The sequence below is a fragment of the Azospirillum thiophilum genome, assembly GCF_001305595.1.
Lineage (GTDB): Bacteria > Pseudomonadota > Alphaproteobacteria > Azospirillales > Azospirillaceae > Azospirillum > Azospirillum thiophilum.
Genome location: NZ_CP012403.1, coordinates 62759 through 89088, shown reverse-complemented (window position 1 = coordinate 89088; position 26330 = coordinate 62759). Strand labels below are relative to the sequence as shown.

The window sequence follows — 26330 nt, the reverse complement described above, 5'->3', positions numbered from 1 at the left end:
GCAACCGGATGGTTCAAACCGGCAGCCGCAAGCGTCCCAGAAAGACCGACAACGGTGGCATCACCAGCGTCCGGCCGTCGGGCGTCGCTTCCGGCGCCATCGTCCCCGGCGCGCGCGGCACCGTCAGGGCTTCCGGTTGGCCGCGACCGCGCAATCCGAACTCGGCCGGCCGGCCGGCAAGATTGAAGACGGCCAGCAGCCGCTCCTCGCCCGATGCACGCTCGAAGGACAGCAGATCGCCATGCTCCTCCACCGCCGCGACGGTGCCGGTACGCAATGCCGCCAGTTCGCGCCGCAGGGAGAGCGCGGCGCGCCAGACCGACAGCGGGCTGCCGGCGGTGCGTTCCTGCCGGTCGACGGCAAGTCCGGCATGGGCATCGGGGACCGGAAGCCAGGGCTCGCCGCCGCTGAAGCCGGCATTGGCCTCGTCGCCACGCCAGGGCATCGGCGTGCGGCTGCCGTCGCGACCCTGGAAATCCGGCCAATAGGTGATGCCGAAGGGATCGCGCAGTTGATGCTGCTCCAGCACGGCATTGGGCAGGCCCAGCTCCTCCCCCTGGTAGAGGCAGACGGTTCCGGGAAGCGTTGCCGCCAGCATCGCCAGCAGGGCGTTGAATGCCTGCGGATCGGCCCCGCTGGGCAGCCAGCGGCTGGCCGCCCGCTCGACATCGTGGTTCGACAGGCTCCAGCAGATGGAGTCCGGCCGTGGCACCGCCGAAAGGGCCTGGGCGAATCCCTTGGCGCTGAAAGGCTGCTTGGCCAGCGACAGGCTATAGGCGGCATGCAGCCCGTGGGGCGTGCAGTAGGCGGCGATGCGCTGGCCGGCGCCGGGCTGGCTGGACAGTTCGCCCAGCAGCACGCGGCCGGGGTAGCGCTCGACCGTCTCGCGCAGGCGGGCCAGGATGCCGCCGATGGCCGGATGCATCATGTCGTGTACATGCTGCTGCAAGGCGAAGGGCTTCAACGGCGGCTCCGGTTCGCGCCAGACGGCGGCCGGGTTGGAGCGCAGCTGCGGATCGTGGGCGAAGAAATCGACGGCGTCGATGCGGAAGCCGTCGACCCCGCGAGCCATCCAGAATTCCGCCGTCTCGCACAAGGCATCCATCACCGCCGGTGCATGCAGGTTCAGCGCCGGCTGGCTGGACAGGAAATGGTGCAGATAATATTGGCGCCGCCGCGGCTCCCAGGTCCAGGCGGCGCCGCCGAACACCGACAGCCAGTTGTTGGGAGGGGTGCCGTCGGGCTTGGCGTCGGCCCAGACATACCAGTCGGCCTTGTCGTCGCTGCGCGAGCGCCGGCTCTCGACGAACCACGGGTGGGCGTCGGAGGTATGGCCGCAGACGAGATCGACAAGCAGCTTCAGCCCCAGCGCATGCGCGCGCTCAACCACCCGGTCGAATGTGGCGAGGGTGCCCATGCGCGGGTCCACCGCCCGGTGGTCGGCGACATCATAACCGAAATCGGTCCGCGGCGACGGATAGAAGGGGCTGATCCACACACCGTCCACCCCGAGCGAGGCCACATGCTCCAGCCCCTCCAGCACGCCGTCCAGGTCACCCCAGCCGTCGCCGCCATGGTCGCGGAAGCTCAGCGGGTAGATTTGGTAAAGCGCCGCCCCGTTCAGCCAGGACAGGTTCGGACCGGATGATCGAGACAGGTGAAAGGGCTGGGTCAAGGCAGCAGGCTCCGCGCCGGGGTTCGACGGCCCAGCTTCGCCCAGCATGGCTAACGAAAGGTTAGCGGCCTTTGGTGGTCACAGGCACTGCCCTTTCGCCCTGCCCTGACGAACGGACAGGATCTTGCGGCTTGGTGCAGCGGGGCTTGGCCGTCCCGCCGCCCCGGGGCTATACCAGCCCTTCCTTTCCGGGGAGTGGGGATGGCGCGCAACACGGCGATGGCGGACACGGAACGGCGGCTTGGTCGCTACCGGCTGCTCGACCAGATCGAGCGGGACGGCGACGCCCGGCTCTACCGGGCATTGGATGCCGATGGACGGTCCGTGATTCTGTGGACCGTGCCGCTGGCGTGCCTGTGCGCCGCCCCGTCGGTCGAGGGCGACGCCCTGGAGCGGTTCAGGCACATGGCCGCCGCTGCCGCCCGGCTTGTCCACCCGGCGATCCCCGCCGTCCTGGCCTCCGGCGAGCATGCTGGCATCGCCTTCGTCGCCACCGCTCCCGTGGAAGGACCGACGCTTGCCACCCGGCTGAAAACCGGCCCGGTCATCCTGGAAGACAGCGTCGCGACGCTCGACCGGGTGCTCGACGCCCTGGGTGCCGCCCATCGCGCCGGTGTCGTCCATGGCGCCCTGGACACCAAAGCGATCCACCGCAGCGGCGCGGCGGCCATGGTCACCGGGTTCGGGCGGGGTGCACTCACGGCATCCTATGCGAACCCCCGCGACGATCTTGACGCGGCCAGAAGGCTGGCAGAGCGGTTGCTGACGGATCATGCCGACCGGCCGGAGGTGGCGGCGCTTCTGGCTAGAGTACGCGACGACGGCACCGATGCCTTCCCGGATGCCGCTGCCCTGCGCTGCGCGGTGTGTGAACTGGGCAAGGCTTCGGCTGGGCCTCCAGCCGCCCCACCCCGGCATGACCGGCATTGGCCGATGTGGACGATATGGCTCGGCGGTTTGGCGCTGGCCGGTGCAGGTGCCGCGGTGGTCGCCTTGCATTCCCCGGCCCCCTCCCCGCCACTGCCGCAAAGTGAGATGCAGGCGGCGGCCCGTTCAGCACTCTCCTTCCCCGTACCGACAACGCGCCGCCCACCCATCGCCGCGGTGGCACAGGCGTTGCGCTCCGTCAACTGCACGCTGCTGACTGTGGAGGATGTCAATGGGCGCCTGCTGGTTTCCGGCACCGTGGCGGGAGAGCAGGCAGGCGGAGCAGTGCGCGACACCGTTGGTGCCAATGCCGCCGGCTGGGATTACGGCCTGGACCTCGTGACGGCCGATGCCCAATTCTGCGTCCCGTTGGACACCGTCGCGGCAGCCCTGGACGCCAACCGGAGGCTTGAGATGCCGCTGGCGGCGACGGTGACGGAGGGACCGGCGCTCAACGCCGGCGACTCGCTTGCACTGGAAATCCGGGCACCGGCGCGGCCGGTGGTCCTGCAGGTCGATTATTTCACCATCGACGGCAGCGTCGTCCATCTGCTGCCCAACCCTTCCGACCAGGGCACGGCGCTGGCAGCCGGGGCACTGCGCCGCCTGGGCGGCCGGGCGGAGGGAGAGCGCCGCTGGACCGTCGGTCCACCCTATGGCACCGAAATGCTGCTGACCATCGCCACGCCGGAGCCGCTGTTCCCCACCGTCCGCCCGGAGCAGGAGCAGGCTGCCGACTATCTGGCAGCCTTGGCCCGGGTACTGGCAAGCCTGCCGGACGATGCGCCGGCACCGCTCGCCACCGTCCGCTTCATCACCACGGGGCCTTGAACCCGGATCTTGAGCCCAGCCCGTGCGCTCAGGCAGTGCCGGGCTTGGGCGACGACGGGCTCTGGCGGCGCCCTCAGGCGCGGGCAGCGAAGCGGCCGACCACAACGGTGACATTGTCCTGCCCCCCGGCGCCGTTGGCTGTATCGACCAGCACGGCGGCCGCACGGGCGGGGTCCGCCTCCTCGCGCAGGATGCGGGCGATCACGCTGTCCGGCACCATGCCGTTCAGCCCGTCGGAACAGAGCATGAGCACGTCGTCGGGCAGCAGCGAATGCACCGCGACTTCCGGTTCCACGTCCTCAGCGGTGCCGAGTGCGCGGACGATGATGTTCCGCTGCGGCGCCGTCCCCCGCCCGCCATTGTCCAGCCAGATCTGGTACAGGCTGTGGTCGCGGGTCAGGGGCCGCAGTTCCCCGTCGCGCAGGCGGTAGACCCGGCTGTCCCCAGCATGGAAGACCACCAGTTGCGCCGAGCCCGGCACACGCCAGACACCGGCTACCGTCGTGCCCATGCCGCGGCCCTGTGCGAAGCCGCGGGCGACGTTCAGGTCGTGGATCGACCGGTTGGCATTCTGAACGGCGGAACGCGCGACCGAAAGGGCATTGCGCACCGCCGGCTCCGTGCCCATCGGATCGGACTGGGTACGGTCGGCATCGTCGAACTCCACCACCGTCACCGGTTCGGTCGGCGCGTAATCCTCCAGAAAGCCGGAGATCTCCTCGACCGCCTTGCGGCTGGCGATATCGCCGCCGGCGTGGCCCCCCATTCCGTCGCAGACGATCGCAAATTCACCACTGGAGCTGACGTGGAAGTTGTCCTCGTTGCGGGACCGGGTGCGACCGACATCGGTCCGGCCGGCGACGGTCAAGACAAAGGCGGCGTTTTGCATGCAGGCGGCGGCTCCCGTAACGCGAACGTTAACGTCCGTTGATTCCGGGCCGGCGCCATCCGGAACCGAAGCCCATCGCCCCGGACCCCCATCGGTCCGGAATTTCTGGGCACCGGCACCAGGGGGGAAACGAGCGTCGGCCATTCGCCCGATAATGGCGCAGGCACCTGAAAAGATACACCTGAAAAGAAGCAGTGGGGATCGGCAGACCAGACGATTGCCGGAGCCGATATCCTTACACTTGCCGCCGGGCTGACCCATGCCTTCCGACGTGGTAGGATGGCGTGACCGTGCCCTCTGCACGCCCGTCGTTACGAAGGATGGCCCTCCATGGTCGACAGCATCGGCATTGCGCTCGGCGGCCTGACCGCACAGACGCGGCGGCTCGAAGCCTCGGCCTCCAACGTCGCCAATGTGCGTTCCACCGGCACCGTTCCATCCACGGACGCGACCACAGATGGGAAACGGACCGCCTACCAGCCGCTGACGGTCGCGCAGACCAACGCAAACCCCGGCACGCGCGCGACCTTCACGCCGATCACCCCGCCCTATCTGCAGGAATATGCCCCCGACGACAGCGCCGCGAATGCCGACGGGATGGTGGCAGCACCCAACGTCGACCTCGCGACGGAACGCGTCACCCAGATGGCTGCGAACCGTGCCTATGGCGCCAACGTCGCGGTCGTCCGCACCCAGGATGAGATGCTGACATCGCTGCTCGATTCGAAGGTTTAGCCCTTTGTTTGGCGATCGAAGCCTCGCTTCGAATCGATTCCGATCTTACACGACCCGATCTGGAAAGGGGGGGCTTCGAGGCGCAGTCGGACCGTCTGCTCAGACCGTGATGTTCACGTTCTGCCCGCGGGTCGGGGTGACGTTGCCTCCGACGGAGCCGGCAGTCGACTGGACAAGGGCGTCCACCGTCGCCTGCTGCTGCTCGGCATTCCGATTCAGCGCCTTGACACCGAAATCCATCTGACCCTGCGCCTGCTTCAAGGAGATGGCCGCACCGGCTGTTGAAGAGGTGATGTCCATGACTCAGTCCTCAGATCACCATATTCACCCGCGCGGTCGATGCGCCGGCCGAACCATTCACGGTTCCTCCAGAGGGTGCCACGGATGACGCCCTGGCGGAAGCGGCGAATGCGACCGAAGCGGCATGGGTGCCGGTCGACCCGGTGGAATCGACACTCCAATTCCCTTTGCCGGCGGCCGTCGCGGGAAGCGCGCCGCCCGCACGGCCATCCGCCGCAGGGTAGCCGCCGCCATTGCCGTCCACGGTCAACTTCAGAAGAGTGGCGCGCTCGGCCTCCTTCTCCTGCTGCTGGGCGTCCTTGTACTGCTTCAGCGCGGCTTCGGTCGGGATCTGCGAAACGGTCTTCCCGTTGGCCGGGTCGCGGTACAGCATCACCAACCGAGAGGCATCGGTATCGTAGCTGAAGGCGATGGTGGGGAAGCGGTTGACCAGCGGCTCCGATCCTGCCGCTTCGGCTCCTCTATCGGCGGTGCCGCCACGGCTGGTGGCGGGCGGAGTCCTGGCGCCGGCCCCTGTCTCGACGGCATCGCTGCCGCGGGGCGTCATGAAGGAAGACGGCCGCGAGACCGTCGATGTGGCTGCTGCCACGTTCATGACCGGCTTACCCGATTCGGTGGTAATCAGACATTAAATTATCGTAACCCCGCGCGCCCGTAAAGGCTTTCTTTACTCTTATTAGCGTTTGCGTTTCTTGCTTGCCGACGGTAACGGCTTTGCACCATACCGGTGTACCCATGTCGAAATTCGGAAACCGCCGCTGCGCAGGCTTGCGGCGATGGCGTCCCTCGTCCTAAAGCGTTGCTCCATGGTCACGATCCTCGAAGCCCTGACGCTCGCGCTCGACCTGCACCTTGCCGGCCGTTTCGGTGAGGCGCAGGAATTGTATGCCCGTATCCTCGATGCCGAACCGGAACAGCCCGACGCCCTGCATTACCTAGGGGTGCTGGCCGGGCAGATCGGCCGTGGCGAATTCGGCCTGACCCTGATCGACAAGGCGCTGGCCCTGCGACCGGTGGAGGCCGACATCCATGCCAATCGCGCCAACCTGCTTCGCGGTCTCGGCCGGCTGGACGAGGCGGAAGCCGGCTATCGCCATGCGCTCGCCCTGCGCCCCGACTTCGCGGAGGCCTGGACCGACCGCGCGTTCGCCCGACACGGCGGCAGCGATGCCGCCGCCGCCGACATGGCCGCGGATCTTTTGGAACGCGCCCTCAGGATCGAACCGGGGTTGGAACCGGCGCGGGAAAAGCTGGTGAAGCTGTTGCATGGGCGCGGCCGGCTGCGGCTCGAGTCCGGGCAGGTGACGCTGGCACTGACCGACCTGCTCCGTGCCGCGGCTCTCGCCCCTCAGGACGCCGATATCGCCTTCCTGCTGGGCAATATCCTGTTCGCGGCGGGGCTGCGCGCGGATTCGGTGATCGCCTTCCGCAATGCCCTGGCACTGGTTCCGGACTTCCTGTCGGCCGCCCTCAATCTCGGGATCGCGCTGGCGGCCACCAACCGCAACATTGCCGCCCTGGCCCCCCTTCGCCAGGCCGTCCGCATCGACCCCGCCCACCCCGCCGCGCGCGACACGCTGGCCGTCGCCTTGCGCACGCTCGGCCGAACCGACGAAGCGGCGGCGCTGGACGCTCCGCCGGCCCGGAAGCCTTCACCCAAACCGAGCGATCCGCGCCGTCCGCGCCGTCCGCGCCGCGCACCCTAACTGACCGGCCGTTCCGCCAGAACCACCAGCCCGCCCACCGGTTCGCCGCTCTCGAAGCGCAGGCGGTCGTGGTCGCACCGCCTCAACTCCAGCCCCGCCGCGGCCAGGGCGGCGCGCACATAGGCTTCGGCATGGGCATATCGCCCGTGGGTGGCAACACGGTGCGGACGGCCATCGTCCGGGCCGAGTTCCTCCACCGTGAAGGCCAGCCGCCCGCCGGGACGCAACGCGGCATGGGCCGCGGCGAACGCCTCGTCCAGAACGCCGAAATAGCAGAACACGTCAGCCGCCATCACAAGATCGAAGGCACCGGGCCGGGCGGCAAGAAACCCGACCAGTTCCGCGGCATGCAACTCATCATAGAGGCCACGGGCGCGGGCATGCTCCAGCATCCCGTCGGACAGGTCGACGCCGACCAGCCGGCGGGCGCGGGGCCGCAGCGAGGCCGCGCAAAGCCCGGTGCCGCACCCGGCATCGAGCACGTCGAGGATCGCACCAGGCGCCTCGTCCGCCAACAGGCCGGCCAGCAGCGCCGGGGCGCAGTAATCCAACTCCGCCAGCTTGCGGTCGAACTCGTTCGCGAACAGGTCGAAGGTCTGCCGCACATACCCGTCGGGGGCACGGGAGGCGGCCTGCTCGCCCGCGATGGCCGCGCCGATGTGGCAGGCCAGCGGGTTGCCGGGATGGTCCCGCCGCCACAGCCGGGCCAGGGCGGCCGCTTCGCCTTCCGCGCCCTGCTCGTGCAGCAGATAGAGCACGGCACCGAGATTGTCGTGGGCGTCGGCCCAATCCGGCCGCAGGGCGAGCGCCCGGCGATAGGCCTGCGCCGCCGGCCCGAAGCGGTCGAGGTCGCGCAGCAGATTGGCGTGGTTGTTCCACGCCTCCGCATGATCGGGGCGCAGGGCCAGGGACTGGCGGAAAGCGTCGTCCGCCTCCGCGTGCCGTTCGGCCTGACGCAGGACGGAACCGAGATTGTAATGCGCCATACCCTCGTCCAGGCCGTGGGCGACGGCGGCGCGATACGCGGCGGCGGCCTTGTCCAGGCGGCCGAGCGCGCGAAGGACGTTGCCGTGGTTGTTGTGGGTTCCGGCGAGCATCGGGTCGGCAGCCAGCGCACGGGCATAGAGCGGTTCCGCCCCCGCCGCGTCGCCCGCGGCGGCGAGCGCATCGGCCTGCCGGCTGAGCCGCACCGCCGGCGGCAGCGCCGCTCCGCGCATTCCTCCTCGCAAGGACAAGCGTGCCCCGGCCATCGCAAGCACTCCCCAACCCGGGCCGCAGATCCTCGGCGACCGCATCTCCGACATTATCGATGGCATCTTTACCGTGATCCCCCGATGATGGCACTCCCTTTGAGGATGCGGGCAGTCGAAGGACGGGGCGGAAACGTGGCGATGGATACCAACACGCTGGCTCGGGCCGTGGCGCACCATCAGGCCGGACGCCTCGCCGAGGCCGAACGCGGCTACCGCAGGATCCTGGCCGCCGACCCGCGGCATGCCGATGCGCTGCATCTGCTGGGCGTGCTGTCCCTGCAATCGGGCCGCGCGGGCGAGGCGGTGGAGTTGATCGCCAAGGCGCTGGAACGCGCGAAGGGGGTTGCAGATTATTGGGACAATCTGGGCAGCGCGCTGGCTGCCGCCGGCCGGCCGGCCGATGCGGTGCAGGCCCACCGCAACGCCGTCATCCTCGATCCGCAAGGGCCGCAAGGGCCGCAGCGCCGGCACAATCTGGGCAATGCGCTGACGGCCCTCGGCCGCCACGACGAGGCTGGACGCGCCTTCGCCGGCGCGCTGGCGTTGAAGCCGGACTATGCCAAGGCCTGGTACAATCTCGGCAACAGCCACACCGCACGCCACAGCTACGCAGATGCCGCCATGGCACTCGCCCATGCCGTCCGCCTGACGCCGGGCATGGCCGAGGCGCACAACAATCTGGGCGACGCGCTGGCGATGGGCGGACGGCTGGACGAGGCGATCCTGCAGCACCGGCTGGTGACGGAGCTTCGTCCCGAGGACGCCACCGCCCATTACAATCTCGGTGCCGTCCTGCAGCAGAGGGGTGCCTATGAGAGCGCGGAGATCGCCTACCGCCAGGCGGTGAAACGCAACCCGCGCCACAGCGCTGCGCTGAACAATCTCGGCAGCGTGCTGAAGCGGCTGGGCCGGCCCGACCAGGCTGAGCAGTGCCACCGGCAGGCGCTGGACCTCCACCCTGATTTCGTCGAGGCCCGTTACAATCTCGGCAATGCCTTGCAGGCGCAGGGACGCTACGGGGAGGCCGCTGCCTGTTTCGAGGAGGCGCTGGCGCAGCAGCCCGACCTTGCCACCGCCGCTTACAACCTATCCCTTCTGGCGCTACTGCACGGCGATCTGTCGCGTGGCTGGACCGGCTATGAACGGCGTTTCGCCGCCGGAGAGGTGATGCCGAACCGCCGAATCGCGGCGCCGCCATGGGGTGGGGAACTGTTGCGCGGCCGGCGGCTGCTGGTCTGGCGCGAGCAGGGGGTGGGCGACGAGATCCTGTTCGCGTCCTGCTACCCAGACGTCATTGCCTGGGCCGGCGGGCCGGTCATCATCGAATGCGACCGGCGGCTCGTACCGCTGTTCCGCCGTTCGTTCCCCAAGGCCACGGTCAGGGCGGAAAGCTGCACCGGTGACGCTTTCCGCAGGATCCCGCAAGAGACGATCGAGCCGCCGGACTGCGACCTCCAGAGCCCGTCCGGCGGCCTACCCCATTTGTTGCGCGGGGCCCTGTCTGCCTTCGAATCCCAAGAGCCTTGGCTGGTGCCGGACCGGGCGCTGGTGGAACGCTGGCGCCAGCGGCTGTCGGCGCTCGGACCTGGACTGCGCGTCGGCATCGGCTGGCGCAGCCAGCTGATGACCGCCGACCGCAAGGCGGCCTACGTGATGCTGGAGCATTGGGGGGCGGTCTTCGCCGTTCCGGGCGTCGTCTTCATCAATCTCCAATATGGCGATTGCGAGGCCGAATTGCGGGCGGCGGAGGCCCGGTTCGGCGTGACCATCCACCGCTGGGCCGATCTCGACCTGAAGGACGATTTCGACAATGCGGCGGCATTGGCCGCCAACCTGGATCTGGTGATCTCGCCGGCGATGTCGGCGGGCGAACTGGCGGGGGCGCTGGGCGTGCCGGTCTGGCGCTTCGGGATGCGCGACTGGACGCAGCTCGGCACCGCCGTCCGGCCCTGGTTCCCCTCCATGCGCCTGTTCCAGCCCCGATCCGGCGAGGGGCTGGAAACGACGATCCGGACGATCGCCGCCGCCCTGCGCGCGATGTCGCCCCCGACAGCGCCCGTTGCGAAGGCGGCTCCCTGCACGCCGGTGGTGATGGCCCCACCGGATTTCGACGCCCGGCTCAACCAGGCCGTCGCCCTGCATCGCAGCGGAAGGCTGGCCGAAGCGGAGGATTCCTACCGCGCCGTGCTCGCCGCCGATCCCGCACGCTCTGCCCCCGGCCATGCCGACGCGCTCCATCTGCTGGGGCTGCTCATGCATCAGACGGGGCGGAACGCCGACGCGTTGGTTCTGGTCGGCGAGGCGCTACGGCTGGCCCCCGAATTCCCGCAAGCCTGGAACCATCTGGGTCTGATCGAAGAAGCGGAGGGACATCATGCCGAGGCCAGCCGCGCCTTTGCCCGCGCATTGGCGCTGCACCCGGTCTTCCCGCAGGCGCTGACCCATCTCGGCCTGCTGCACCAGACCGGCGGGCGGGTGGCGGAGGCCATGCGCCTGCATCGCCGCTCCATCGCCGTCCAGCCGGAGAATCCGCCGGCCCACACGAACCTCGGTCATGCCTGCGAACTGGAAGGGCGGATCCCCGAGGCTGCCGGCCATTACCGGCGGGCGCTGGCCCAGCAGCCGGACACGCCCGATGCCCACAACAATCTCGCCACCATGGCGATGCTCACCGGTCAGGAGGAGGAGACCAGACGCCATCTTCGCCGTGCCCTGCGGCTCGATCCCGGTTTCGCGCTGGCCGCCTGGAACATCGGGCTGATGGATCTCGCCGACGGCCGCATCGCCGACGGATGGACGGGGTACGCCCGTCGCTTCTCCGCCCGGCAGCTGCAACGCGCGCGTCTCATCGACCGGCCCGCCTGGACCGGCAGAGCGCTGGACGGCCGGCGGCTGCTGGTCTGGTCGGAACAGGGGGTGGGCGACGAGATCTTGTTCGCGTCCTGCTTTGAGTCTCTGCAGGGATTGGACGGGCCGGTGACCGTCGAATGCGACAGGCGGCTGGTCAACCTGTTCGCCCGATCCTTCCCGTGGGCCGTGGTGCGGGCGGAAATGATCGATTCCGCCGGACGCGAAACGGTGGATCCACCCGACTGCGACTTCCAGACGGCGGCCGGCAGCCTGCCCGCCCTGATGCGCGACCGGTTGGACCGGTTCCCGCCGCGCCAAGCCTATCTGCGCCCCGATCCCAGTCGTCTCGCGCTGTGGCGCGAGCGGGTGGCGGCGTTGCCCGGCCTGAAGGTGGGGTTGGCCTGGCGCAGCCAGATCGTCACCGCCCAGCGCGCGGCGGCCTACACCGGGCTGGCCGACTGGCTGCCGCTGCTCGATCTGCCCGGCGTCAGCGTCGTCACGCTGCAATACGGCGACTGCACCGCCGAATTGGCGCGGGTGGAGACGGCGACGCGCCGGCTGCATCGCTGGGACGACCTGAACCTGAAGGACGATTTCGAAGGGGTGTCGGCACTGATCGCCAATCTGGATCTTGTGATCGCCCCTGCGACGGCAGTCGGCGAGTTGGCCGGGGCGCTTGGCGCCCCCGTCTGGCGGCTGGGGACCCGCGACTGGACCCAGTTGGGAGCCGGCGTGCGTCCGTGGTACCCGACCATGCGGCTGATCCAGCCTCCCCCCGGCGAGGGGCTGGCCGCAGCCGCCCGGCAGGCGGTGCGGGTCCTGGCCGGACTGATCCCCGGCTGAGAGCCTGCCCGATGCCTGCGCCGCTCGAGTCCGACACGCTGCTGGCCGCCGCCTTCGATCGCCACCAGACCGGCGGGTTCGACGAAGCTGAGGCGCTGTACCGCCGCATCCTTGCCGCCGATCCCAACCGAACGACGGCATTGCACCGATACGGCCTGCTGGTCGCCCAGCTCGGCAGGCTGGAGGAGGCCGACGGGCTGCTGGCTCGCGCTCTCGCCATGGCGCCGCTGGATGACGAGACGGCGGTCAACCATGCCAAAATCCTGCGCGCCCTGCGGCGTCCGGTCGAGGCAACCCGCCGTTTCCGCCATGCCTTGGCCCTATCCCCGGCGCTGCCCGCGGCACTGGAAGGGCTGGGGCACACAGCGCGGGACCTTGGCGACGCCGCAGCCGCGGCCGACGCCTATGGCCGGGCGGCATGGGTCGGCGGCGGCGGCGCGGTTTGGCAACAGTGGGGGCTCGCCCTCGATGCCACAGGGCGGCCGGAGGGAGCGCTGGAAGCGTTGCGCCGCTCCGCCCGGCTCGATCCGATGCGGACCTCGGTTGCCGCCCGGCTGGCCACGATCCTCCGCCGGCTCGGCCGGCATTCCGAAGCCGCGATTTGGTATCGCCGCACCCTCGTCCTCCAACCAGCCGATTTGGAGGCACGCCTTGCCTTGTCCGTCATCGCCGAGGCTGCCGCGGAAGCGACGCAAGGAACATAACCCCTTGTTTCAAAGGGTCTGACGACCTCCACACGGTATTGCGCGAAGTGATTTCAAGACCCCACCCCTGCGACCCACTGTCATACGATCGAACGGTTGAGGCACTTTTTCGCATGGTTTGACCGCATAAAACGCAAGATTAGGGTTGTTCGGCGCTTCGGATGGGTGAACACTGTTGTCACCGGCCCGTCACATTGAGGCGGTCCCGGACTGATCCTATGGAGAGCGACTCATGCACACTGAAGCTCGCCTTTCGTCTCTGCAAGACAAGCACATGCGCCTTGACCGCGCGATCCTCGACGAGGAAAAGCGCTCCTGGCCGGATGAGAGCGCGGTGAAGCGCCTCAAGCTCGAAAAGCTGCACGTCAAGGAAGAGATCGATCGCCTGACGCGCCACGGCCCGATGAATTAATCCCCCCACTCACCGTATCACCCCCTGGACGGGGATAGAAAGCCGGGTCGAGGCGGATTGCCTCGCCCGGCTTTTTTATTGCGCACGGTCCTGCGGCGAGCACCGCCCCATCAGGCGTGAAAGCTCGCCCGCCACCGCGGGCAGCAGATCGGCCACCCGCTGTCCGGCGCCTGTCCGGAAAAGACGCATCGACGAGAACCAGGGCCGCACCACGGTACCGAGCGCCGTCCAGTCCCCCGTCCGCGCCAGCCGCCAGACCGGAACGCCCAGCGCTCCCGCCAGTTCGCCGGTGGATGTCGCGGGCGCAATCACCAAATCCAGCGCAACCGTCAGAGCGGCGGTTCCATCCAGGTCGTTCCGCAAGTCAAGTTCATCGAACGCGTGCGGTGCCCGCCCGAAAGCCCGGCCGGCTGCCGCAAGTTCGGCGGCACAATCGCCATATTGCAGGTTGACCGGGACGAGGCCGGGCAGCGTCAGAACCGGCCGCCAATCCTCGATCCGCGTATAGTCGGGCATTCGGTCCGGGTCGAGCTGGCCGCTCCGCCAGGCAATTCCGACCCGCAGCCCCTCCCCCAACCCGCCAAGCCGAGCCCGCCAGCGCTCCACCTCCGCCGGATCGGCCCGCAGCGCCGGGACGACCGCTGCAAAAGCCGACAAGGACGGACCGAGATGCCGGGACAGCGATCCGATCGCCGCATGCCGGTCCACATCCGGGACCGGTTCCTCCGGAGAGGCTGGGGCCGGTCGTACCGTCGCCTGGGGAAAGGAGCGTGCGAACAGCGGGACGAAGCGACGGTCGCATTCCACCACCACATGGCCGGCACGGGCGATCAGTTCCGGCAGACGCTGGGCGAACATCAGTTCGTCACCGATGCCTTGCTCAGGCCAGATAAGGAGCCGCAGGCCCGACGGATCCTCCCCGTTCCAGGCCGGCACCCCGGGGCGGCGTGCCGCCGCAGTCAGATCGCGCGTGTCGAAGCGGCGGTCGTAGCCATCCCAGCCCGGCACCAGCCGCCCGGTGGCGAGATCCAGCACGCCGCCGTTGAAGGCTGCGGACGGGTGCCCGGGCTCCGCTGCCAGAGCCCGGACGCACCACAGCCGTGCACCCGCATTATTCCCCATCTCGCGCAGGAGACGTCCCCGGTTCGCCATGCCGTCGGCCAATGCCGGGTCCAGCGCCAACGCCAGCCGGCCGGCCCGTTCCGCTGCATCCAGCCGCCCCATACGCCGCAATGCCGTCGACAGGTTGACCCAACCTGCCACCAACTCCGGTGCCAGTTCCAGCGCCCGGACATGTGCCCGCTCCGCCTCGCTCCAGCGGCCGAGCCGGGCCAGGACCGTACCCAGATTGCCATGCGCCTCCGCAAGGCCCGGAAGCGCCACCATCGCCCGGCTGTGTGCGCGCAGAGCATCCTCTCTCCGCTCCAGGCCATCGAGCGCATTGCCGAGATTCGTCAGTGCAGCCGCGTCGTCGGGCCGGAGCGCCAGCGCGGCCCGGAAGTTCGCCGCCGCCTGTGTTTCCCGGCCGAGCGCCAGACGGACATTGCCCAGGCTGATATGCGCCGTCGCATAATCGGGGGCCGCGGCAACGGCGGCGGCGATGCGCGGCTCGCCTCGCTCCGGCGCGCCGGACTGATGCGCCAACAGACCGGACAAATGGAGCGCCACCGGATCCAGCGGACGAAGGAGCAGCAACCGTTCGTACAAGGCGCTTGCCTCTGCCGTCTTACCGGTGCGGTGGGCTCGCACCGCCCGCTCCAATAGCCGGTCGGGATCGGCCGGAAAGACCGGAGCCGGGTCCGGATCGGCCGTGTCGCTAACCCCGGCGGGCCCGGCGGGGGGACTGGACGGCCGCCCATCCCTCGGCGACGCTGCACTGCGCAAGGCCTTTCCCATTTGGAGAAGCGTGGCCTCCAACCCCTCGCCGGGACTGGGCTGGAACAGGCGCATGGAGGGGAACCAGGGCCGGACGGCGGTGCCGAGCTGCGTCCAGTCGCGCATCCCGAAGCGCCAGACCGGCACGCCCAGCGCCCCCGCCAGTTCGCCCGCCGACATCGCCGGCGAGATCACCAGATCCAGGTTGGCGGCCAATGCCGCCGCATTGTCGAAATTGTCCTTCAGGTCGAGATCGGCCCAGCGGTGGATGGTCACGCCGAACCGCGCCTCCGCCGCCCGCAATTCGGCCTCGCAATCGCCATATTGGAGATTGATGAAGACGACGCCCGGAACGGCGAAGACCGCCCCCCAATGCTCCAGCATCACGTAGGCCGCCTTGCGGTCGGCGGTCATCAGCTGGCTGCGCCAGCCGATGCCGACGCGCAGTCCAGGTCCGAGCGCCGACAGCCGCTGCCGCCAGCGTTCCACCAGCGCAGGGTCCGGCACCAGCCAGGACGGCCGCCCGGGAAAACGCTTCAGATCGGCACGCAATAGCCGCGGCAGGCTGCCGGCCGCGACCTGCACGTCGACATCGCGCGGATCGGCGCTCTCCGACCGCAAGTCGGCATCGGGAAAGGAGCGACTGAACAGCGGAATCAGCCGGCGGTCGCATTCGATCACCAGCCGGCCGGCACGTCGCATCGCCTCCTCATAGCATGAGGCGAACAGAATCTCATCGCCCACCCCCTGCTCACGCCAGACCAGAAGGCGCCGTCCGGCAATGTTCTCGCCCCGCCAGGGCCGCATCGAGAACTTGCGGCGCTGGGATTGGAATTCGGGGGTGCCGAAGCGCCATTCATGCCCGGTCCAGCCGGCCCGCAACGCTCCCTCCTCCAGCAACAGAAGCGAACGGTTGTAATGGCCTTGCGCGTATTTGGGGTCGGCCTCCAGCGCCGCGTCGAAAGCAGCCAACGCCTCCGTGCGGCGGTTCTGCCGTTGCAGCAGGCAGGCGAGGTTTCCGTGTGCCTCCGCGAACGACGGCGCGTGGTCGATGGCCGCGCGATGGCACAGCTCCGCCTCCGCGACCCGGCCCAGCGCCGCCAGCGCGTTGCCGCGGTTGGTCCATGCGGCGGCAAGGTTCGGATCACACCGGGTCGCACGGTCCAGCAGGCGCTCCGCCTCGCCGAAGCGCCCTATCTTGTGCAAGGCGCCGCCGAGATTGCTGAGGGTATCCGCCGCGGCCGGCACCAGGGCGGTCGCGATGCGATGGGCCGCCACCGCATCCTCCGGCCGGTCCATCAGTTCCCCCCAATGGCCGTGCGCCGGTGCCAGGTCCGGCCGCAGGCGCAATGCATGACGGACCGCGGACCATGCCGGCCCGACCCGGCCCAGACTGCGCAGCAGGGCGGTGCGGTTGACCCATTGCCCCGCACCTTCCGGCTGAACCGCCACGCAGTTGCGGGAAATGCGTTCGGCATCGTCGAGCCGGCCCAGACCCTGCAGGGTTTCGCACAAAGCGGCATGGGCGGCGGCGTTGTGGGGATCGGCGGCAGAGGCGCGGACCAACAATTCGACCGCCTCCTCCAGCGCACCGCGCCGCTTGGCCAGAACCCCTGCCAGATGCAACGCGACCGGATGACCGGGCGCGGCGTCGATGACTGTCCGCACCAGCGCGTGCGCCGCATCCGCGTCACCACTGCGGTAGAGAGCGACGGCTTCGGCCGTCCGCCGGTCGGGATCGGCCATGGTCTGCACGGACTCCACTGGGATTTGCCGTTGCAACGCCACCGGCGCCGGGCGTGCCAGCCGCCGCAGTTCCAGCGCCATGGCGGCGAGCACCTGTTCCAGCCCCTCGCCGGGACTGGGCTGGAACAGGCGCATGGAGGGGAACCAGGGCCGGACGGCGGTGCCGAGCTGCGTCCAGTCGCGCATCCCGAAGCGCCAGACCGGCACGCCCAGCGCCCCCGCCAGTTCGCCCGCCGACATCGCCGGCGAGATCGCCAGATCCAGGTTGGCGATCAGCGCAGCCGCTCCGTCGAAATCGTCCTTCAGCTCGAGATCGGCCCAGCGGTGGATGGTCACGCCGAACCGCGCCTCCGCCGCCTCCAGTTCGGCCTCGCAATCGCCATATTGGAGATTCACAAACACGAGCCCCGGCACGGCAAAGACCGCCCCCCAATGCTCCAGCATCACGTAGGAGGCGCGGCGTTCCGTCGTCATCAGCTGGCTGCGCCAGCCGATGCCAACGCGCAGCCCAGGCCCGAGCGCCGCCAGCCGCTGTCCCCAGCGTTCCACCAGCGCCGGGTCCGGCACCAGCCAGGGCGAGGCTGCGCGGAAATCCGGCAGCCTGCCGCGCAACAGCCACGGCAGGTTGCCGGCTGGCACATGGGCATCGACATCGGGCGGCTGAACGAGTTCGCGGCCGTCCTCATCGACGGACTGCGCCCTTACCGTGGCCTGGGGAAAGGAGCGCGCGAACAGCGTGACGAGCCGCCGATCGCATTCCACCACCACATGTCCCGCCAGTGCGATCAGAGAGCGGTAACAGGATGCGAACAGGATCTCGTCGCCCACTCCCTGCTCGCGCCAGACCATCAGGCGCTGGTCGGCCGGATCCTCCCCGTTCCAGGGTGGGGCGCCGATCCGCCGATTGACATAGCCCTTGGCACGGAATCTCCAGCGATAATCGTCCCATCCCCCGGCCAGATCACCGCCGGCCAGCCGCAGCAGGCCACGGTTGAGATGCGCGGTGCCGAGCGCCGGGTTGATCGACAGGGCGAGCGACATCCAGGGCTCGGCCGCGGCGGCGTCCTGGCGGTACTGCCAGATCAGCATGCCAAGATTGCCCGCCGCCTCCGCGTTGCGGCCGTCGATCGTCAACGCCCGGCGATGCGCCGCCTCCGCCTCGGCGATGCGGCCCTGAAGCTGCAGGGCGAGGCCATAGGCGGTCAGTGTCGCCGGCCGGTGCGGATCGATCGCCAAAGCGCGCAGATACAGCTGTTCGGCTCCTGCCGGATCGTCACGGTCCAGCCGCTGGCCGGCCATGTTGGCATAGGCTTCGGCATTGCCGGGATCGGCGGCCACCGATCGGCGATAGAGGTCCACGGCCCGGTCGGTTTGCCGGTTCGCCGCATGAACCCCGGCAAGATTGATCAGCGCCTTGCCATACTCGGGCCGCAGGCGCAGGGCACGACGGTACCAGCGCGCCGGCTGCTCCAGGTCGTAAGCCGGGTCATGCCCTGGGTCGTCGCGGTTTTCCAAGGCGGTGCCGTGGTTGTTGGCGACCATGGCATCGTCGGGGCTGAGCGCCACCGCCCGGCGCAGCACCGGGGCCGCCGCATCAGCCTCGCCAAGGTCGAGCAGGGCCACTCCCAGGTTGTTGCAGGCGCCCTGCAGGGTCGGAGCAATGTCCAGAACCCGGCGGAACTGCGCCACGGCCTCGACCAAGCGGTGCATTCCGAACAATGCGGAGCCCAGACCGAAGCGCAACACCGTGTCATCTGGATATGCTTCCACCGCCGGTGCCAGCACCTCGCGCGCCTCGGCATAGCGCGCGTCCTGGTTCAGCAGGGCCCCCAGCGCGCCCGACACTTCGTCATCGGTCGGCGCGTCCGCCAGCGCTCGTCGCAGGCAGACCTCGGCATCGGGATGGCGCAATCCGCGCAGGCAGAGCGCCAGATGCCTCCATGCCGTCGAATGGGACGGGTCAGCCTGCACCACCGCATAGAAGGCGTTTGCCGCCGGAGCGATCCGTCCCATCTCCCGCTGCAGGACGCCGTAATTGAAACGCGCGTTCAGATTGTCCGGCCCCATGGTCAGCGCACGGGCATAGGCGTCAGCCGCCTCCTGCCGCCGACCCAACCGTTGCAGCACCGTGGCGCGGTTGGCGTGCGCCTCGACATAGCGTTCGTTCTGCCCGATGGCCGTCGCATAGGCTGCAAGTGCCTCGTCCAAACGGTCCAGATCCGCCAGCACATTGCCTAGATTGTTGTAGGCCTGCGGAAATTGCGCCTGCACCGCGAGCGCCGCGCGCAATCCCCGGAGTGCGGCCGCCGGTCGGCCCGTCTGATGGGCGACCATCGCCGACAGGTGCAACGCATCGGCGTGGGCCGGCTCATCCACCAGTAACCGGCGGTACAATGCCAGCGCATCGGCTAGGCGGCCGGCGCGGTGGAGCGGCAGCGCTACGTCAATCAGCCCGGTGGCGGTCACGGCATCCGGTCGCTCGTCGCAGGTTCGCCATCGGTGGATGATGGATTGGCCGGCACGTCATCCGCCGTATCGTCGGACTCCCCGGCCGCCTCTCCACCGGTTCCGCCCTTGAACAGCTTGCGGCACAGCTTCAGCGCCCGATAGTAGTTGCGCCCTTCGACCAGACGGGCGATTTCGTCCAGTGTCTTGGCGGAGTCCGGCCGCGCATCACGCGTTTCATCCAGGATCGAGGCGAAGCGCTGGAGATTCAGCGTCGAATCCTCGGGGAAGATGTAGACGAGCTGGATGACGAAATAGAGCTTCTTCTCGATGCTGTCGATCTGCTCTTCCTTGAGAACCTCGCGACCGCGCAGGAAATTCGCGGTGTTGTAGAGAAAGAACGATCCCGGACGGTCGCCGGCACCGATGACGGCGCCGTTGATGATGACCTTCTCGTTGGGACGAAGTACGAACTTGAGCGGCATGAGTGAGGAACCCGGGGCTTGCGCGCCATCGCCGGCCGGCCTTTGCCGGCCCGGTTCGGCCCAAGAAGGAAACGGGCGGCAGCCTGATGCCGCCGCCCGCCATAAGTGATCCTACCCGAACTCCCTATCCGAACTCCACGCCTTAGAACAGGCGCAGGATCGACTGCTGCGACTGGTTGGCCAGCGAGAGGGCGATGGTGCCGAGCTGCTGACGGGTCTGCAGCATCAACAGGCCTGCGCCTTCCTCGTTCTGATCGGCCAGCGTCAGCTTGCTGGCGCCTTCGGTCAGCACGTCGCTGAACTCCTTGGTGAAGTTCTCGCGGGTCGTGATGATGTTCAGGTTGGTGGACAGAGACTGCGAGGCGGAGCGGATCGTCGCCTTGGCGTTGTCGAGGCCGGCAACCGCCTTGTCGATGTCGGCGCGGTCCGTCCAGTCGTTCTGCGCTTCGTCGAGCTTCAGGCCCTGGCCGCTGGTCGAGAGGTTGACCGCGCTCACGGTGATCGCGTTGGTGTTGGTCTCGTTCAACTGGACCGTGATGTCGTTCGACGAGTTGGCGTCGGAGATCTGCTTGGTGACGATGTTCGCCGAGCAGTTCGCCGAAGCCGCCTGCTTGATGGTCGCCGCGTCGATGTTCAGGTGCACAGTGCCGCTGTCGAAGGCGAAGGCCTGGTCGCCGCCGGCCAGTTTGGCATTGCCCTGTTCGTTGTTGCCATCGCGGGTGACCTGGGCGCCATTGGAGTTGGTGACCTGGATTTGCAGGTCGACCTTCTTCTCGATGCTCGAGATGCCGTTGCCCTGGTTGTTCGCCGCTTCCAGCAACTGCCGGTCGACGGTGAAGGAGACGATCGTGCCCGACGCGAAGCTCTCCGAGATCTTCTTGGTCAGCGCGTTGGTCGTGCTGGAGGTCAGCGTGAAGTCACGGACAACGCCGGCCGTGGTGTTGCCGGTCAGGGTGATGGTGCCGTTGGTCTGGATCGAGGCCGTGGCGACGTCCTTGCCCTGCAGGCGGCCGCCGGTGATGGCGGTGCTGATCGACGCCTGCAGGTTGGTCGCGATGTTCTTGGCGGCGTTCTGGCCGATGGAGACATCGCCCTTGGTCGCAGTGTAGCTGAAGGTCTGGCCTTCCACCGAAATGGAGAAGATGTCGCCTTCCTCGATCGTCCCGCTGATGTTCACCGTCGAGACCTGCGCCGAACCCGATTTGGCAGGCGTGGTCAGGTTGGTGCTGGTCGACTGCGTGTTGTCGAAGTAGGAGATCGTACGGCTTTCCTTGCCGTCCGAGACGATGAAGTCGCGCGAACGGCCGTTGGCCCCGCGAACCTCGATCTGGACGTTGGAGAAGCTGCCCGATGTCGAGGACATCGTGCCCGACAGCTTCAGTCCGGTCAGGCCATGCGCACGCTCCGCCTTGGTGATGTCCTCGGTCTTGCCCTCGACGGATCCGTCACCCTTGATGCGGATCGAATAGGTATCGGCGGACTGGACGTTGGTGACACGGGCGTTGTCGACGCCGACAATGGTATTGGCGGAGGCACGGGACGCGCTGGTGCTGTCCATGCTCAGGCCGTTGCCGTTGATCAGGTTCTTGCCGCTGTAGCCGCTGTCGCCGGCGAGCTTGTCGATCTGCCCGCGCAGCGTGTTGAACTGTGCAGCCAGCGACTTGCGGGTGGCGATCGAGGCGGCGTCGTTACCCAGGGCCGCATAGGCGGCGGTGGTCAGGCCCTTGGCCTGGTCGACCATGGAGTCGATCGAGGTCAGGCCCTTGTCGGCGGCCTGGATCGTGCTGATCGACTGGCCCATCGCGTCCTTCAGCGACGTCAGGTCGCCGGCGCGCTGGTTCAGCCCCTTGGCCGAGAAGAAGGCGGTCGGGCCGTCGAGGGCGGTGTTGATCTTGTTGCCCGTCGACAGGATGTTCTGTTTCTTGTCGATCTGCGCCTGCGTGCTCTGCAGCTGCAGCAGGTTCGTGCGCATCGAAGAGGACAGGGAAACGTTGCCAGCCATGATGGCCACTCCTTTGGAGGATCGATGTCCGGACGCGCGCCTTATTCGGTGCGCGTGAAACCCGGAAGGGGACTAATTCCCCCGCCAAAGGGGTAGGCAAAAAGCGGGCCAGATCAAATTTGCCGGGTTTCCTTGGCAATCCGTGCCGATAGGAAAAATAGAGCCCGGCAATTTTTGCCGGTTGCCCGGCAGAAACTGCCGGTTAGGAGGTAGGGCTTGCCGGGGCGGCAGTTTCTGCCGGGCATTTCCTGCCGGGCAGGACAACCGTCTCGCACAGTGCGAGCGGCCCGACGACGAGCGCTGCGCTGCCCCAGGACCAGCCGACGCCGAAACCGGACAGCAGCAGCCGGCGGGAGGCGGTGTTGAGCGACGGAGCCAGCGCTCCGGCGAGTGCCAGAGGTATGGAGGCAGAACTGGTGTTGCCGACCTCCCGCAGAGCAACGACCGTGCGCCCGGCCGGAGCTCCCAGCTTCTGACCGAGATGGCGGATCATCTGGGCGTTGGCCTGGTGCAGGACCAGGTGATCGACCGACTCCATCGTCCAGCCGGCGGCATCCAGCGCGGCACGCACACTGCCCGGCACCTCCCGCAGGGTGAAGGCGAAGACCTGGGTGCCGTCCATGAACAACCGGGCCGGCCGGCCGGGATGGCGCATCGCTCCGCTCTCTGCCGCGAGATAAGGTGCGCCGGCGCCGTCGCTGCCCAGGTCGAAGGCAATTGGCGCGGCGAACTCATCCTGTTCGAGTGCGACGGCGGCGGCACCGTCGCCGAACAGCGGGGCCACCGCCCGGTCGTCGGGATCGACCAGCCGGGACGTGGTGTCGCCGACCAGCAGAAGCGCCCGTCGGCCCGCTGCCCTGAGCAGCCCTGCGGCGGTCCATAGCCCATAGATGAAACCCGAACAGCCATGGGTGATGTCGAGGACCGCCGCCCCCTTGCGCAGTCCCAGCCGCCGATGCAGCAGCGACGCGGTGCCGGGCAGAACCTGGTCGTGGGTCTGGGTCACCAGCACCAGCAGATCGAGGCTTGCCGGATCCCAGCCCAACCCGTCGAGCAGACGGCGCGCCGCGGCCTCCGCAAGATCGCTGGTGCATTGGCCGGGGGCGACGATCCGCCGCTCCTCGATCCCGGTGGCGGCGGCGACCTTGCGGGCAGCGTCCTCCCCGAAGCGACGGGCGAGGTCATCGACCGTCTCGCGCCCTTCCGGCACGCAGCCGACGATGCCGCGCACGCACACCCCGTCAATCCGGCCTGCGACCATGTCCGCCTCCCCTGTCAAGCACGGCGTCAGCAGGTGATGCCGCCGTCCACCGTGATGGTCTGTCCCGTGACGAAGCCGCCGCCCGTGCCCAGCAGGAAGCGGACCACCGGGACCACGTCCACCGCGGTCCCGAGCCGGCCGAGCGGGGTGCGGCGGACGATCTGGTCACGCTGCCCGGCCGACAGGGTGCCGGACATCTCGGTGTCGAGATAGCCCGGCGCCACCGAGTTGACGGTGATCGCACGCCTTCCGACCTCGCGCGCCAGTGCCCGGGTCAACCCGTCCAGCCCGGCCTTGGAGGCCGAGTAGGCGGCCAGCCCGACATAGCCGCGCTGGCCGATGATGGAGGAGATGTTGACGATCCGCCCCCCCTTCGGGCCGGCGCCCCGCTCCACCAGCTTGGCCCGCAGGAAGGCGCGGGCGGCCTGGAGCGCGCCTGTCAGGTTGGTCTGGATCACCGCTTCGGCGTCGACCTCCGGGAAGGTCGCCAGCACGCCCTCCCGTGCGATGCCGGCATTGTTGACCAGTCCCCACAGCGGCGCATCGCCGCCCCAGGCCACGGCCGCGTCGAAGAAGCCGCGCACCTCCGCCGCCTCGCCGATGCGGCAGGGATGCCAGAACAGGTCGGGACCGGCCAGCCGCTCCAGCGCATCGGACGACGAGCGGCTGCAGGTGGAAACGCGGTAGCCGTCGGCCAGAAGCGCTTCCACCAGGGCAAGGCCGAGCCCGCGGCTGCCGCCGGTGACGATGACGTGACGCTTCGGTCCGGCAACGGTCGCAGCGGCATCTGTCATTGGGGCATCGGGCACCTGGATATCGGGCATCGGGATGTCGGTCATGCGGTTCCCTTCCGGCACTTCTTGCCCGCTGCGCTCAACGGGATGCGGTCGGCGAAGGTCACCGCCCGCGGTCGGGCCGCCGGGACCAGATCGGCGACGGCGGCACGCAGCGCCGCGCGCAGGACCATCTCGTCGGCGCCGGGCGCCAGCACGACAGTGGCGGTCAGCAATTGCCCGGTGATCGGGCTGGGCACGGCGACGACCGCTGCATCGGCCACCCCGTCAACCGCCAGCAGGCGGCGCTCCACCGCCTCCGGCGAGACCTTCACCCCGCCGACATTGGCCAGCCCGTCGAGCCGGCCGGCGAACAGCACGCGATCGCCCCGGCATTCGACGAGATCGCCGGTTGACAGCCAGCCGTCGGGACCGGCAGCAGCCGGAGCGGCACGCGGGCTCCGCACCTCCAGAACGCCGTCGGCGATGCGCAGGGCGACGCCGTCGGCCCCCGTCTCCAGCCAGCCGGCCGGAAAGCCGGCACGACCGTCATTGACCGCGAACAATGCTCCGGCTTCGGTCGAGGCGTAGATATGGCGCAGCCGCGCCCGCGGGAAACGCCGCGCCAACCGGTCGAGCAACGGCTGGTCGGCGGCTTCCCCACCCAGGGTCACCGCGGCCAACGGCAATTCCGCATCGCCCAGCGCCATCAGGAAGGCGCGCCAGAAGCTGGGCGTGCCGCTGACATGGGTGACCGCATGCCGCCGCGCCGCCTGCGCCAGATCGGCAATGCCCGCCCCCTCCGGCCGACCGCCGGCTGCCTTGCCGCCGGGCACCGCAACCAGCAGCGCGCCGGACGCCGCGGCGGTCAGCATCACCTGAAGCCCGGCGAAGGCCCCCGCCTCATAGGTCAGCAGCCAGCGAGCCCCCATCTCCCCCACGCCGCGCAGCCGGCCGCGCAGCCGGTCGAAGCCATGGCGCAGACGCTTCGGCCCGCCGGTGGTGCCGGAGCTTTCGAGCGTCACCGAGAAGCCCTGCCCCGGCTGCCAATCCTGGACATCGCGCGTCCCGCGCGCCAGGAGCAGTCCCTGCCCGGCGGCCTCGGCGGCGGCCAGGGCGGCCAGCACGCGCGACGGCCGGTCTGCCAGAACCACCCCGCCACCCGACAAGTCACCATGCGGCAAGGCCGCCAGTTCGGGCCAGCCGAAGGCCTCCTCCCCCTCGATCAGGCGGAAGGCGGGATGAATCCAGCCGGGGCGTGCGGCCGTCATGCCGGAACGGTGTAGAGCGCCGCCAGTTCACCGACGGTGGTGAACTGGCGGAAGCCGTCGCGGAAAGGATCCTGGCCGGTCCGCTGCTCCAGCACCACCAGCAGCGTGGCGAGGTCGAGGGAGTCGATGGGCAGGTCGCCGCCCAGGAACAGGCTGCCCATGCCAAGGGGCGGCAAAACCTCTCCCTTATCGGCGACGATACGGCCGAGTTCCTCGGCGATCAGGGCGAAGATGCTGTCGGTCATCGGATGGTCAACTCGCTGGAAGGGTGTCGTCGCAACGGTCCAGGAAGGCCCGGATGGCCAAGGTCACCGGGCTGGCGGCCTCGATGTGCGGCAGATGCCCCGCATTGTCGAAAACCAGGAAGGGCGCCCCGGGCGGCAGCCGGTCGGGTGGCGGCAGGGGGATGATGCGGTCGGCACGGCCCCAAAGCACCTGGATCGGCATGGGATAGGCGCCCCAATCCACCGGCGGCCCGCCATCGGTATGGTCGGCGAAGGACAGCTCGATGATCCGCTCCAGCGCCGCCCGGCGCACCGGGTCGCAACCCTGGGCATGCAACACCTCGGCGAAGCGCGAAATCAAGGGCGACGGGCCGGCGAACAGCCTTTCGGCGCAGGCCCGCCCCTCCGCCACGTCTGCCGGTGCCACGGCGCGTCGCAGGAATTCCAGGTCGAAGGGCGTTCCCAGCCCGGCGCTGGCCAACAATGTCAGGCTGGCGACACGGTCCGGCACCAGCCGTGCCAGTTCGCGCCCGACATACCCCCCCATCGAATGGCCGACGAGATGGACCCGCGGCAATTCCAGCGCGTCGAGGAAGCCGACCAGCCAGGGGGCGAAGTCGGTGACCAGACCGCGGCCCACATCGGGGGTGGAGCCGCCATGGCCCGGCAGATCGACGGCGACAGCACGGCGGCGCGCCGACAGGGCCGACAGGTTGAACTGCCAGGTCAGCCGGTCGCCGGCGAAGCCATGGAGCAGCAGCACCGGCACGCCCCCGCCACCGACCGAGAGGTAGGCTGCCTGCGCACCATCCACGGTCGCGACACCGGCACGCAGGCGGCTGCCGTCGGAAACGGGACGCGGCACCGGTCAGGCCGTGACCGGCGCACCCGCCAGGGCCAGCAGGTCGGCCACCGTACGGGCCTTGGCCAGCTTCTCCCCCTCGACCACGACTCCGGTCTTCTCGTCGACCAGCGCGATGAAGCTGATGACCGCCAGCGAATCCCAGGAATCCAGGGATTCCAGGGCCTCATCACCGGTCAGCGTGCCTGGATCCAGTTCGAGCATCTCATCGAGAGCGAGCAGGAAATCCTTACGATCCATTAGCTTTTCTCCTTGTCCGGG

At 68.9% G+C, this 26330-nt stretch carries 20 protein-coding genes; 6 read left to right on the top strand and 14 right to left on the bottom strand.

Going from position 1 to position 26330, the window contains the following annotated elements; translation table 11 throughout:
• Window positions 1–13: 13 nt before the first annotated feature.
• Window positions 14–1675 carry an alpha-amylase family glycosyl hydrolase gene (locus AL072_RS19705; protein WP_245636933.1) on the bottom strand — a complete coding sequence of 554 codons (1662 nt, stop codon included), beginning with the start codon at window positions 1673–1675 and terminating at the stop codon, window positions 14–16.
• Between the two features lie 201 nt (window positions 1676–1876).
• On the opposite strand from AL072_RS19705, the gene AL072_RS19700 reads away from it, so the two are divergent.
• Complete coding sequence (locus AL072_RS19700; protein WP_082109215.1) at window positions 1877–3433, top strand: DUF4384 domain-containing protein; 1557 nt, start codon at window positions 1877–1879, stop codon at window positions 3431–3433.
• Between the two features lie 73 nt (window positions 3434–3506).
• On the opposite strand, the gene AL072_RS19695 is transcribed toward AL072_RS19700, so the two are convergent.
• The gene (locus tag AL072_RS19695) at window positions 3507–4322 is read right to left on the bottom strand and encodes a PP2C family protein-serine/threonine phosphatase (protein WP_045584510.1); all 816 of its coding nucleotides are present in this window, start codon (window positions 4320–4322) and stop codon (window positions 3507–3509) included.
• Between the two features lie 330 nt (window positions 4323–4652).
• On the opposite strand from AL072_RS19695, the gene AL072_RS19690 reads away from it, so the two are divergent.
• Window positions 4653–5057 (top strand): flagellar basal body rod protein FlgC, encoded by a 405-nt coding sequence (locus AL072_RS19690; protein WP_045584509.1) that lies wholly within the window; start codon window positions 4653–4655, stop codon window positions 5055–5057.
• A 99-nt stretch (window positions 5058–5156) separates the two neighbouring features.
• On the opposite strand, the gene AL072_RS19685 is transcribed toward AL072_RS19690, so the two are convergent.
• Window positions 5157–5357: a putative motility protein gene (locus tag AL072_RS19685; protein WP_045584508.1), complete on the bottom strand. Its 201-nt coding sequence runs from the start codon at window positions 5355–5357 to the stop codon at window positions 5157–5159.
• Window positions 5358–5367: 10 nt separating this feature from the next.
• On the bottom strand, window positions 5368–5952 hold the full coding sequence (locus AL072_RS34975) for a hypothetical protein (protein ID WP_158511084.1): 585 nt from the start codon (window positions 5950–5952) through the stop codon (window positions 5368–5370).
• 211 nt (window positions 5953–6163) lie between these two features.
• On the opposite strand from AL072_RS34975, the gene AL072_RS19675 reads away from it, so the two are divergent.
• Complete coding sequence (locus tag AL072_RS19675) at window positions 6164–7063, top strand: tetratricopeptide repeat protein (protein WP_045584506.1); 900 nt, start codon at window positions 6164–6166, stop codon at window positions 7061–7063.
• On the opposite strand, the gene AL072_RS19670 is transcribed toward AL072_RS19675, so the two are convergent.
• Window positions 7060–8280: a class I SAM-dependent DNA methyltransferase gene (locus AL072_RS19670; RefSeq protein ID WP_245636932.1), complete on the bottom strand. Its 1221-nt coding sequence runs from the start codon at window positions 8278–8280 to the stop codon at window positions 7060–7062. The two genes, AL072_RS19675 and AL072_RS19670, sit on opposite strands and share 4 nt — an antisense overlap.
• Window positions 8281–8454: 174 nt before the next feature.
• On the opposite strand from AL072_RS19670, the gene AL072_RS19665 reads away from it, so the two are divergent.
• The 3 genes from AL072_RS19665 to AL072_RS19655 all read left to right on the top strand — a co-directional run bounded on the left by AL072_RS19665 (window position 8455) and on the right by AL072_RS19655 (window position 13125).
• Window positions 8455–12009, top strand: coding sequence for a tetratricopeptide repeat protein (locus tag AL072_RS19665; RefSeq protein WP_245636931.1), 3555 nt, complete (start codon window positions 8455–8457; stop codon window positions 12007–12009).
• 11 nt (window positions 12010–12020) lie between these two features.
• Complete coding sequence (locus AL072_RS19660; protein ID WP_045584503.1) at window positions 12021–12713, top strand: tetratricopeptide repeat protein; 693 nt, start codon at window positions 12021–12023, stop codon at window positions 12711–12713.
• Window positions 12714–12945: 232 nt separating this feature from the next.
• Window positions 12946–13125 carry a YdcH family protein gene (locus AL072_RS19655; protein WP_045584502.1) on the top strand — a complete coding sequence of 60 codons (180 nt, stop codon included), beginning with the start codon at window positions 12946–12948 and terminating at the stop codon, window positions 13123–13125.
• A gap of 75 nt (window positions 13126–13200) precedes the next feature.
• On the opposite strand, the gene AL072_RS19650 is transcribed toward AL072_RS19655, so the two are convergent.
• The 9 genes from AL072_RS19650 to AL072_RS19610 form a co-directional block, all read right to left on the bottom strand.
• Window positions 13201–19212 (bottom strand): tetratricopeptide repeat protein, encoded by a 6012-nt coding sequence (locus tag AL072_RS19650; protein WP_045584501.1) that lies wholly within the window; start codon window positions 19210–19212, stop codon window positions 13201–13203.
• Window positions 19209–19676, bottom strand: a complete 468-nt coding sequence (locus tag AL072_RS19645) for a flagellar biosynthesis repressor FlbT (RefSeq protein ID WP_045584500.1) — start codon at window positions 19674–19676, stop codon at window positions 19209–19211. Before AL072_RS19645 ends, AL072_RS19650 begins: the two co-directional genes overlap by 4 nt.
• 142 nt (window positions 19677–19818) lie before the next feature.
• A complete protein-coding gene (locus tag AL072_RS19640; protein WP_045584716.1) occupies window positions 19819–21678 on the bottom strand; it encodes a flagellin N-terminal helical domain-containing protein in 1860 nt (619 codons plus the stop codon).
• A gap of 202 nt (window positions 21679–21880) precedes the next feature.
• Window positions 21881–22939, bottom strand: coding sequence for a 3-oxoacyl-ACP synthase III family protein (locus AL072_RS19635; RefSeq protein ID WP_045584499.1), 1059 nt, complete (start codon window positions 22937–22939; stop codon window positions 21881–21883).
• A gap of 26 nt (window positions 22940–22965) precedes the next feature.
• A complete protein-coding gene (locus AL072_RS19630) occupies window positions 22966–23778 on the bottom strand; it encodes an SDR family NAD(P)-dependent oxidoreductase (protein ID WP_245636930.1) in 813 nt (270 codons plus the stop codon).
• Window positions 23775–24983 (bottom strand): AMP-binding enzyme, encoded by a 1209-nt coding sequence (locus tag AL072_RS19625; RefSeq protein ID WP_045584498.1) that lies wholly within the window; start codon window positions 24981–24983, stop codon window positions 23775–23777. Before AL072_RS19625 ends, AL072_RS19630 begins: the two co-directional genes overlap by 4 nt.
• Window positions 24980–25228: a hypothetical protein gene (locus AL072_RS19620; RefSeq protein WP_045584497.1), complete on the bottom strand. Its 249-nt coding sequence runs from the start codon at window positions 25226–25228 to the stop codon at window positions 24980–24982. The genes AL072_RS19625 and AL072_RS19620 overlap by 4 nt, the downstream gene beginning before the upstream one ends.
• Window positions 25229–25235: 7 nt before the next feature.
• Complete coding sequence (locus AL072_RS19615; RefSeq protein WP_045584496.1) at window positions 25236–26072, bottom strand: alpha/beta fold hydrolase; 837 nt, start codon at window positions 26070–26072, stop codon at window positions 25236–25238.
• A 3-nt stretch (window positions 26073–26075) separates the two neighbouring features.
• Window positions 26076–26309, bottom strand: a complete 234-nt coding sequence (locus AL072_RS19610; protein ID WP_045584495.1) for an acyl carrier protein — start codon at window positions 26307–26309, stop codon at window positions 26076–26078.
• Window positions 26310–26330 lie beyond the last annotated feature (21 nt).